Origin of the sequence: Colwellia hornerae, from assembly GCF_007954355.1 — a bacterium.
GTDB classification, from domain to species: domain Bacteria; phylum Pseudomonadota; class Gammaproteobacteria; order Enterobacterales; family Alteromonadaceae; genus Colwellia_A; species Colwellia_A hornerae.
In genome coordinates, this window is record NZ_VOLR01000024.1 from 59,259 (window position 1) to 68,381 (window position 9,123).

The window sequence follows — 9,123 nt, forward strand, 5'->3', positions numbered from 1 at the left end:
TCGCGGCAGGAACAACCAAAACCCAAGTAAAATAATCTAATCAGTCGCGGTATTTCACACAATAAAATCATCTGCGATGGTGCAATACAAGCACCAGTAAATGTGTATTAATTGGTGCTCGATTTAGTCGACAAGATATTTGCTCAGAGATTAGATTTTTGTTATGATTTTTTAATCAAGGAAGATGAAGTATTGTTGTATAAAATGGATTTAATTGATCATAATTGTTCAAACCCTATCGTACCTATCCTTTCTTGAATACTTTAATAAGAATTTTTGTATGTGTTTTCTGTGTAGATGCCAACTAAGCATTTACATGGTATTGACGACTCTATTTTTCTAAAACTCAATAAAAAAGGAATATTTATGGGTACTATTCGATGTGTCAGTAAGTCAGAGGTTTTCAAAAAAATTGCTCTTGTAACTTTTTTTACCTCAATACTTTCTGCATGTGGCGGCAGCGACGAGCCAGTTCAGCCGGCACCTCCAACACCTAATCAGGCTCCCACTGCGGACGCTGGATCAGACCTTACAATAGATGAAAATACCAGTGGTACGCTGAATGGGGCCGGTACCGATTCAGATGGAACCATAAGTACTTATCTTTGGTCACAAACTGCAGGGCCAAGTATTAGTCTATCTTCAACATCTATTGATTCGCCAACTTTTGTTGCTCCTGAAGTAGATGCGGATACTACTGTTAGCTTTGATCTTACTGTTACTGACAATGGCGGATTAACAGCAACCGATAGTATTGAAATTACCATTATCAATTTAGTACCTGCCAACATTCCACCTACAGCAAACGCTGGTGTAGATTTTACAATAGATGAAAATACCAGTGGTACGCTGAATGGGGCCGGTACCGATTCAGATGGAACCATAAGTACTTATCTTTGGTCACAAACTGCAGGGCCAAGTATTAGTCTATCTTCAACATCTATTGATTCGCCAACTTTTGTTGCACCTGAAGTAGATGCGGATACTACTGCTAGCTTTGATCTTACTGTTACTGACAATGGCGGATTAACGGCAAGCGATAGTATTGAAATTACCATTCTCCATTTAGAGCCAGCCAACATTCCACCTATTGCCAATGCAGGTGTCGATTTGCAAGGTATTATTGGCCAAAGTGTTGACCTTGATGGCAGCAATAGCAGTGATGATGACGGTACTATTAGTTCTTATTTGTGGTCACAGGTAGACAACGGTTCGCCACTTTTATCGCTGACTTCATTGCAAGCTATGTCAACCAGTATAGTTATCCCTGACTTATCTGGAAATATTGAGTTTGAGTTTCTACTTACTGTAACCGATAACGACGGCGACACTGCCACCGATACAGTTATCGTTTTAGGCCGACCTATCCCTTTATTTATCGTTGGAAATGTCATTGGCAATACAGCAAGTGTTAATTCTCTTGCCCAATTTTCAGTAAAAATGGGTAGTCAGCCAAGTGCAGATGTTAGTATTAATGTTGCCTCTTCAGATGAATTAGAGGGTATTTCGGAGCAAAGTGCTTTGACGTTCACATCAACAAATTGGAGCACACCTCAATTAGTCAGTGTTTATGGGCAAAACCCAAATGTTGTAAATGGTGAACAAGATTACCTAATCGAGATCTCTGCAGCCACTTCAACGGATACACTCTACCATGGAATGGATCCCGAAGATGTTGCTCTAAAAGGAATTGAGTTGGTCATTACAGTACAAACCAACGCATTAGCAATATTGCCAAGTGTACCTTTTGTTTACCAGGTTGATCCAAAATATACCGGCAACAACCCATTAACTTACTCTTTGAGTAATGCTCCAGCGGGCATGACCATAGATTTCAACGACGGTGTAATAGGCTGGGTTCCTCCTGCTACGCTCGCTAGCGGTGACTTGTCTGTAGATATAACGGTTAACGATGGCAGCAAGTTTTCGAATGCAACTATTGCTTTCAATGTAGGGCAAACCGATGCGCTATCTACAAGCTATGATGATACCACCTCACAGTTAACAATCACCGAAGCTGACTCTACTCTAAATGGTGTTCGTTTACAGCAGGTTGAGCTTGGGGATGCAATGGCGACGTTGACACTCAGAAAAGTAGATAAAGTCGACATAGCCGATTTACCCTTTGGCGTGGTTGCGCTTACAGATGGGGTGATTGTCAATGACATAATCGACGCTGAAGTTGATATTCGCTTTTCTTTAAGTGACCTGCCAAGCGGTGTTAAGCTAGATGATGTTCGTTATTATATCTTTGGAAAAGTATCAGAGTCTGTTGAGCCAGTTTGGTCAGTTGGCGGATTTAATCGTCAGTTTTCCGGTACTGAACAGTCTCCTTTTGTGTCGTTTCAATTCTCACAATTGCCGGCGCTAGGATTTTTTGGCTATAAAGAGCAACCCGTTACTAGCACAAGTTTAACGGCTAATGCTACCAGTAATGTTGCAAGTAACCGACTTGTAGAAACTGTTAGTGAAGCAGGTATTAGCTGTGCACAAAAGACATTTCTTACTGTAAACATCGATGAATTTGAATGTACTAGTACTCTTGATACTGATGTAATTATTACCGTGGAGAACTGGGGCAGCAATACTCTGCGTTGGACCAATGTCTCTAAAGAACTGATGGTTTCATGGTTAGTTGATGCACGACCAGAATTTACTCGTCAAAACTTGAGTTTTGACGATGAGTTTACAGTGCGCATTGAAACTATGAATTATCTGGGCTATGTTAATCCAGCTGAAAATAGCAAAATTCTGCACATCACGGATCGCAATACTTATTCGTCTACGATGATACAAGGTACCTCAGTGCATGAATACTATCACCATGCACAAGGTCATCCAGACTCAGAACTGCCTAACAAGTCATTAGTTATTAATGGTAGTAATGGCAGAACAGCTTGGTTATATGAAGGAACGGCTCGTTGGGTTGAAGATGTTATATTTGACAATATCAATTCCTACAAAGAGAAAGAAAGATCGGGACAACGTATACTTGAAATTGGCTTAACAACAGGTTTAGGAAAAGATCGACACCGTCCTTATCAGCGATTTTCGTTTTTTAAACTTTTAGACGAAAAATGCCCAACTATGACTGAAACTATGCAAGAAGTCTTCAATCATACCGCCACTTCTGATCCACTGGCATTAAAGAACCTAAATGGGTTGTTGAGCGGTATGGGTTGTAATTTTGGTGACCACTTCGAGGCCAGCAATAATGCAACCTTGGCTGCTGCATTAAGTTTTTACAGTGTTGCTACGCAGCTTAAAAATAGTATGACAGCATTGGATGCCAATGAAACTAATGTAGGTTTTAGTTTTGACAAACCTAACTATCGCTTTTCACCGAGCATAAGTACTTCGTTAGCCGATGTGATTGCCCAACCAAATGGAACGACTCACACTTTGCAGAATGTTGCTCAGGTAAAAAGTGCCGGTGCTATTTCATTTGAAGTTCCAGCATTAACGGGGGCTATGCCTGCTGGCAAAGTTGCTGAGATCTTAGTTCAATCAACTTCACAAGTGTATGTGTCTATCGCCAGTAACGACTCTGGTTTCGTTAGTACCAATACCATTGATGGCGTACCTCATACCTGGTTTAGTACATCTGTTCAATCAAGTTTTGTGTATGGTGAAGAGGGGAGCAATTTGCCCAAGCTATTTGTGACTTTGGTTAATGCTGATGAAGATGCCAATGCAACCGTTAGCGTTACCTTTCGAGTTCGCGATGAACTGAATGTTGATACCATTATTAACAGTCATCAATCGGGTGAAGCTGTCGACGATCGTGTTGTTTCTATATCAGGTAGCATACCAGCAGAGGGAAGGGAGTTTACTAATGACGTTCACATTACTGCAAACGGTATTACTACTGTTGTTCCCATGAGTACAAATGGGGATTTTTCTGGAGATGTTGTGATGTCTCTGGGCGCCAATAATGTTAAGGCTCAAGGCTTCAATGGTAATACACCAACAACTCGTGAAGAAATTATTATTTTGAACGGTGTTGCTGCCGGCTCAACAGGTGTGAATGCCTTAATTGCATCACGTGTAGTATTTGTACTTCGTTGGGACACAGCAACGGATATTGATATTTACTCTAAAGATCCATTAGATGAAACTATTTGGTATCGCAATAAGACCGCAAGCTTAGGCAATTTGGATCGAGATGATATTAGTGGCTTTGGCCCTGAGGTTATTTCTTATCGCGCAGAAGGTAATGCTGCTTATAACAATGGACAATTTGATATTGATGTTCATTATTATAGCGGTAGCCCAAGTACGAATTACACGATTGATGTGATCCTCAATGAAACAGAAGGAGCAAACCGTAGAAACTATCAGTTTAGTTCTCTGACACCTTTGACTGATTCCAGCAGTTCTGAAGCGGGTGTTGATGATACCGGCTCTTCACGATTCAATGATATTTTGTTTATCTCCTGTAATGCCGCTAGCGTATGTGGTTTAAGTAGTTTCGACAATTCTAAACTGTCATTAAGCACAGGCTTTGGAACTAGCAGTATACCAAATGCAACTGTGGTAGAAGTCATTGAAACCCGAGCTACTGAAAGTGCCTGTGAAAATGCTAAAGCCGTAGTTGTCGAAAAATATGGTTTTAGCCCACAAACTTGTGAAGACAAAATACTAAAATAGCGATTTTGATAGTTCGACAAGATCAAAAAACCCAGCTTTCGCTGGGTTTTTTTTAATAAAGAATAGGTAAAGCAATGAGATGGCTAAAGGGACTTGAACTCGATAATTTCTGCTTACGTTGGGATGATAAATACCCACAAATCAGTCGTTCTTGGCGAGCGCATTGGGCGAACCTAAATACGCTATTCAAATACCCTCAGGATATTCGCAAGGCCATCTATACAACGAATGCGATAGAGTCACTGAACAGTGTGATTCGAAAGGCGATTAAGAAACGTAAGCTATTTCCGTCTGATGATTCAGCGAGAAAAGTGGTTTATCTAGCGATAGATGCGGCATCCAAGAAATGGACGATGCCGATAAGAAACTGGAAAACGGCCTTGAATCGATTTATGATTGAATTCGAAGACCGCTTAAAGGACTTTATTTAAAACGGGCAGTTACACAAAATCTGTTACAGGCTCTTTGTTACTCATGTTATAGCTTGGAATATAACGTAATCAATTGGTTTGGTAAACTCACAGAATAGCACCAGATTACTTTATGGTAATTGCATTAGTCTTTCGCTTCGCCACACCCTGATTATTTGAATATTCGTATCGTTTAATACATAAACGATACGAAAGGGAGAATGAATTAACTCTCTGATTGATGACATAGCAAACTCAGGTACCTGTCTGCCTATTTTAGGGTTATCAGGTAATGTTTCAATATGAGCTATTATTGCAGAAATAAAACTCTCGCCAACAAGCGGTACTTGCTGCTCTGTGTAATATATTCTGATGTCCTCTAAATCATATATAGCTGATTCTGAAAACTCAATATTCACAATGATAAACCAAGCCTTGCTTTAACATCGTTGAGACTAGATTTATTACCTTCTTTAATATCTAACATGCCTTTAGCTATCGCTTTTGTAAAAGCGAGTTCTTCAATCGCTTTTTCATAATCATCTAAGCCTTGAACAACAGCGATACCACGGCCACGACTTGTTACTAATATCGGTCGATGTGAATCTTTAGCATGATTAACTACCTTACCCGGATTGATTTTAAGATCTGATAATGGAATGACATCTTCTGAAAATTTTGATTGCATAATCTAGTCCTAATGGTCACTTAATGATACCAGTTTACAGCACCTGTTTGTTTTTATCTATAAATGAAACGCCCAACACGTCCTTTTATGGGCAGGGCTTAGCTACAGCAGTTGGTCCATTAAAACTGAGTGCTCATTACGCCATCAAATTTAAGGTGTAATGACTTACTTACCTAAAATACACTCCACTGAAAGACGACTTAAATATACGGCTGTCGGTATGAACAACCAATATCCAAGGAAAATAATCTAATGAGTAACAACATTTCAGATAGCGCTATGAAAGGAGCAACGACTGGCGCATTGATAGGTGCTAGATTTGGTCCACAAGGCATAGTCATTGGTGCCGCCATTGGGGGGATTGTTGGTTTTATCTTGGATGATTAATAAAGCCGAAAAATTGGTTAACTTTATTTGTTAGCCAATTCTTCAAATGGACATGTTGGGCGTTTGGACGTTATGTTTTATAAAAGTTTAATAATTTATTTTTTCGCTTTGTGGTCATCGTTCACTTGTGCCAAAGGCTGTGTGAAAACTCCCTGCGTAAATTTTTTATGAGACGCTACGTAAATTAACAGGTGGTTTTACATCAGACATACTACAGAATTTACTCTACAGAGCCTTTTTTCGTCCATATTATCGAATTACGTTAGTTTAAAATAGTTTTCACACAGGCTGGCCACATTGCTAAACCTTTTTATTACTGAAAAATCGACCTGAAAATAGTCAGCAAAGTTAAGGTTTTTAGATATCAGCCACAGCACAAGTCTACCCACTAGCTCATCATCTGACGGCTGATGTCTAAAAGGCCTTCAATGTGGAAACCGCGGGAACCAAACTCAGTGCTATGGGGATTGCTTAATTATCTCTTACTCTAAACAGGAAGGAGTGTTTGCGAAGGCTACGTTAGATTGTTTTACTACACTTTTCGACATGTTCATTACCTCTCATACGTTTTTATTTTAGCCTAGTTTCGACACGTTTGCGTAAATTGGACAGCGTTACCCCTTATCAATCTCGTCAATAAATTTATGCTCCTGCTAATCACGCGCCCGGCAATAAAGGCGGCGCTCGCGGTAAATATAAGTGTGGTAAAACTTCGGTGACTTCCATCCCTGCGCCACAGCACGGACAAATAAACGTTGGTGCTTGATCATGTGCGTTTTTATCATCCATTTCCTTTTCAGCCAATGCCACCACAGGCACTTTGACATGCAGTAATTCTCGCGCCTTATGCAAGTTCTTTTTACGACCCGTATTAGCCGTCAAACCGTAATGCCGAATACGGTGAAAACCACTCGGCAATACATGCAGTAAAAATCGCCGGATAAACTCATCTTGCGTCAACGTCATCACGCGGTGTCGGTTTTGCTCCTTAACCCGATAATTCTTCCACTTAAAACTCACCGTGTCATTATCCATGCTCACTAGGCGAGAGTTCGCGATAGCAACTCGATGAGTGTATCGAGATAAATAGGCCAATACCGCTTCGGGCCCTGCAAACGGCCGTTTGGCATACACCACCCAGTCTATTTTTCGTTGACGGTTTAGCCAAACCAAAAAGGTTTTTTCTTCCTTAAGAGGTAAGCACTCACCAAAGAACAGCAACTGATTATGCTCGAAGGCTTCGCGTAACGTCTCAAGGTATAATCGCCGAAATAAACGTGATAACACTCGTACAGGTAAGAAAAATCCTGATTTACATGATATCCATTGTTCACCATCGAGTGATAATCCACCGCCAGGAATAATGCCATGCACATGTGGATGATGCGTCATGGCACTGCCCCATGTATGCAAGACAAACGTCACACCTAAGCGAGCACCTAAATGCTTGGTATCTGCGCCAATGGTTAACAACGTTTGTGCCGCTGCTTTGAGCAATGCCCCATACATCAACGACTTATTGTAATAGGCCAAGTCACTGATAGGCTGCGGCAATGTAAACACCACATGATAATAGTCGACAGGCAATAGCTCTGTTTGTCGTGCGGCTAACCACCGTTTCGCTGCGCTCGCTTGGCACTTCGGGCAATGCCGATTGCGACACGAATTATACGCAATTTGAATATGCTCACACGCAGGGCAATGTAAAACATGACCACCGAGCACCTCACTGCGGCAATGTTCAACGGCAGACATCACTTTAAGTTGGTCTACACTGACATGTCCTGCATGACTCTCACGCCAATGTTGACCATTCGCTCGAAATACATCGGCGACTTCCCGTGTTGGGCGAGGCATGAGCGGCTCAATGCTTTATCGACAAAGCATCTAATGGGCTAATAACCTGCCTGAGTAAGTCTGTCGCTACCTGCGTATATCTCGCCGTAGTACTCAGTTGAGCATGCCCAAGCAATACTTGAATCACCCGAATATCGACACCTGCCTCAAGTAAGTGAGTCGCAAAGCTATGACGTAAGGTATGCATAGAGACATTCTTCTCAATACTGGCGGCATTAGCCGTTTGCTTACATACTCGACTCAGGTGACGAGCGGTCATGTGGTCGATAGGGTTCAAGCCTGGAAATAACCAGCTACCTTTAAACATTTGCCCTTCATGGTTCGCAAAACGCCACCAATCCCGAAGGTGATCAACCAGTGCGGGTGATAACAGTGCATAGCGATCACGACTGCCTTTACCTTGCTCAACATGTAGGAGCATACGGTCACTATCGATATCACTTACTTTTAACGACACCACTTCACTGACACGTAAACCCGAGCCATAAGCGACGGCTAACGCGGCTTTGAATTTAGGATGCGTCGCACAAGATATAAAGCGCTTAGCCTCTTCTAAACTCAACACCACAGGCAATTTACGCGCAACCGTCACGGAACAAACCCGTGCGACGACCTCAGGTTTATCGAGTGTGATCCTGAATAAGAACTTAAGTGCCGATAGCGTGGCATTGACCGTTATCCCTGAAACACCGTGATTAACCATGAAGAGTTGAAATTCGCGTAATTCTTCTTGGGTGGTGGTTTCAGGTGAGTGCTGTAAATGGTCGCAGAGATTATTGACGCCACGGATATACGCAATTTGTGTTTTAGTGGCTAGTTTACGCATGGTCATATCTTCGTTGATACGTTGGCGCAATATTACTGAAAAGTAAGGACTGATGTTCATGAGATATTCTCCTAAATGATGAAGCGGTATGCCTCAACATTAAGTTTAGGAAAATAGATAAGAATTAGGAGTATAGCGTTAACAGCGATCTCCAATACCGCGGAGCGGTTTAGTTCTTTGATACGAAACCGGACATTAGCCTTTGCTCATTTAATTATGACCATTTCGACAATTATTCGTTTAAAGGATAGGTTATGTATGGATGATTGTTTGTCAAAAACTATAAAAATGACACCAGTAGTGCC

At 41.4% G+C, this 9,123-nt stretch carries 6 protein-coding genes and 1 pseudogene; 3 read left to right on the forward strand and 4 right to left on the reverse strand.

The annotated features are described in order from the left end of the window. The first annotated feature begins 366 nt into the window (after nt 1–366). A complete protein-coding gene (locus ESZ26_RS15435) occupies nt 367–4,650 on the forward strand; it encodes a PKD domain-containing protein (protein ID WP_170246397.1) in 4,284 nt (1,427 codons plus the stop codon). A 98-nt stretch (nt 4,651–4,748) separates the two neighbouring features. Then, nucleotides 4,749–5,081 (forward strand): annotated as a pseudogene (locus tag ESZ26_RS15440) (transposase); the annotation flags it as partial. A 110-nt stretch (nt 5,082–5,191) separates the two neighbouring features. Here ESZ26_RS15440 and ESZ26_RS15445 read toward each other — a convergent pair. Together ESZ26_RS15445 and ESZ26_RS15450 are read right to left on the reverse strand one after the other, a co-directional pair. Further along, nucleotides 5,192–5,479: a type II toxin-antitoxin system RelE/ParE family toxin gene (locus ESZ26_RS15445; RefSeq protein WP_146800358.1), complete on the reverse strand. Its 288-nt coding sequence runs from the start codon at nt 5,477–5,479 to the stop codon at nt 5,192–5,194. Further along, a complete protein-coding gene (locus ESZ26_RS15450) occupies nt 5,476–5,748 on the reverse strand; it encodes a type II toxin-antitoxin system Phd/YefM family antitoxin (RefSeq protein WP_146800359.1) in 273 nt (90 codons plus the stop codon). Before ESZ26_RS15450 ends, ESZ26_RS15445 begins: the two co-directional genes overlap by 4 nt. Before the next feature lie 252 nt (nt 5,749–6,000). Here ESZ26_RS15450 and ESZ26_RS15455 point away from each other — a divergent pair, with 252 nt between their 5' ends. Further along, nucleotides 6,001–6,135: a YMGG-like glycine zipper-containing protein gene (locus ESZ26_RS15455; RefSeq protein ID WP_146800360.1), complete on the forward strand. Its 135-nt coding sequence runs from the start codon at nt 6,001–6,003 to the stop codon at nt 6,133–6,135. A 657-nt stretch (nt 6,136–6,792) separates the two neighbouring features. Here the strand turns inward: ESZ26_RS15455 and ESZ26_RS15460 are convergent. Further along, on the reverse strand, nt 6,793–7,992 hold the full coding sequence (locus ESZ26_RS15460) for an IS91 family transposase (RefSeq protein ID WP_146800361.1): 1,200 nt from the start codon (nt 7,990–7,992) through the stop codon (nt 6,793–6,795). Nucleotides 7,993–7,999: 7 nt separating this feature from the next. After that, on the reverse strand, nt 8,000–8,878 hold the full coding sequence (locus ESZ26_RS15465) for a tyrosine-type recombinase/integrase (protein ID WP_146800362.1): 879 nt from the start codon (nt 8,876–8,878) through the stop codon (nt 8,000–8,002). Between the last annotated feature and the right edge of the window lie 245 nt (nt 8,879–9,123).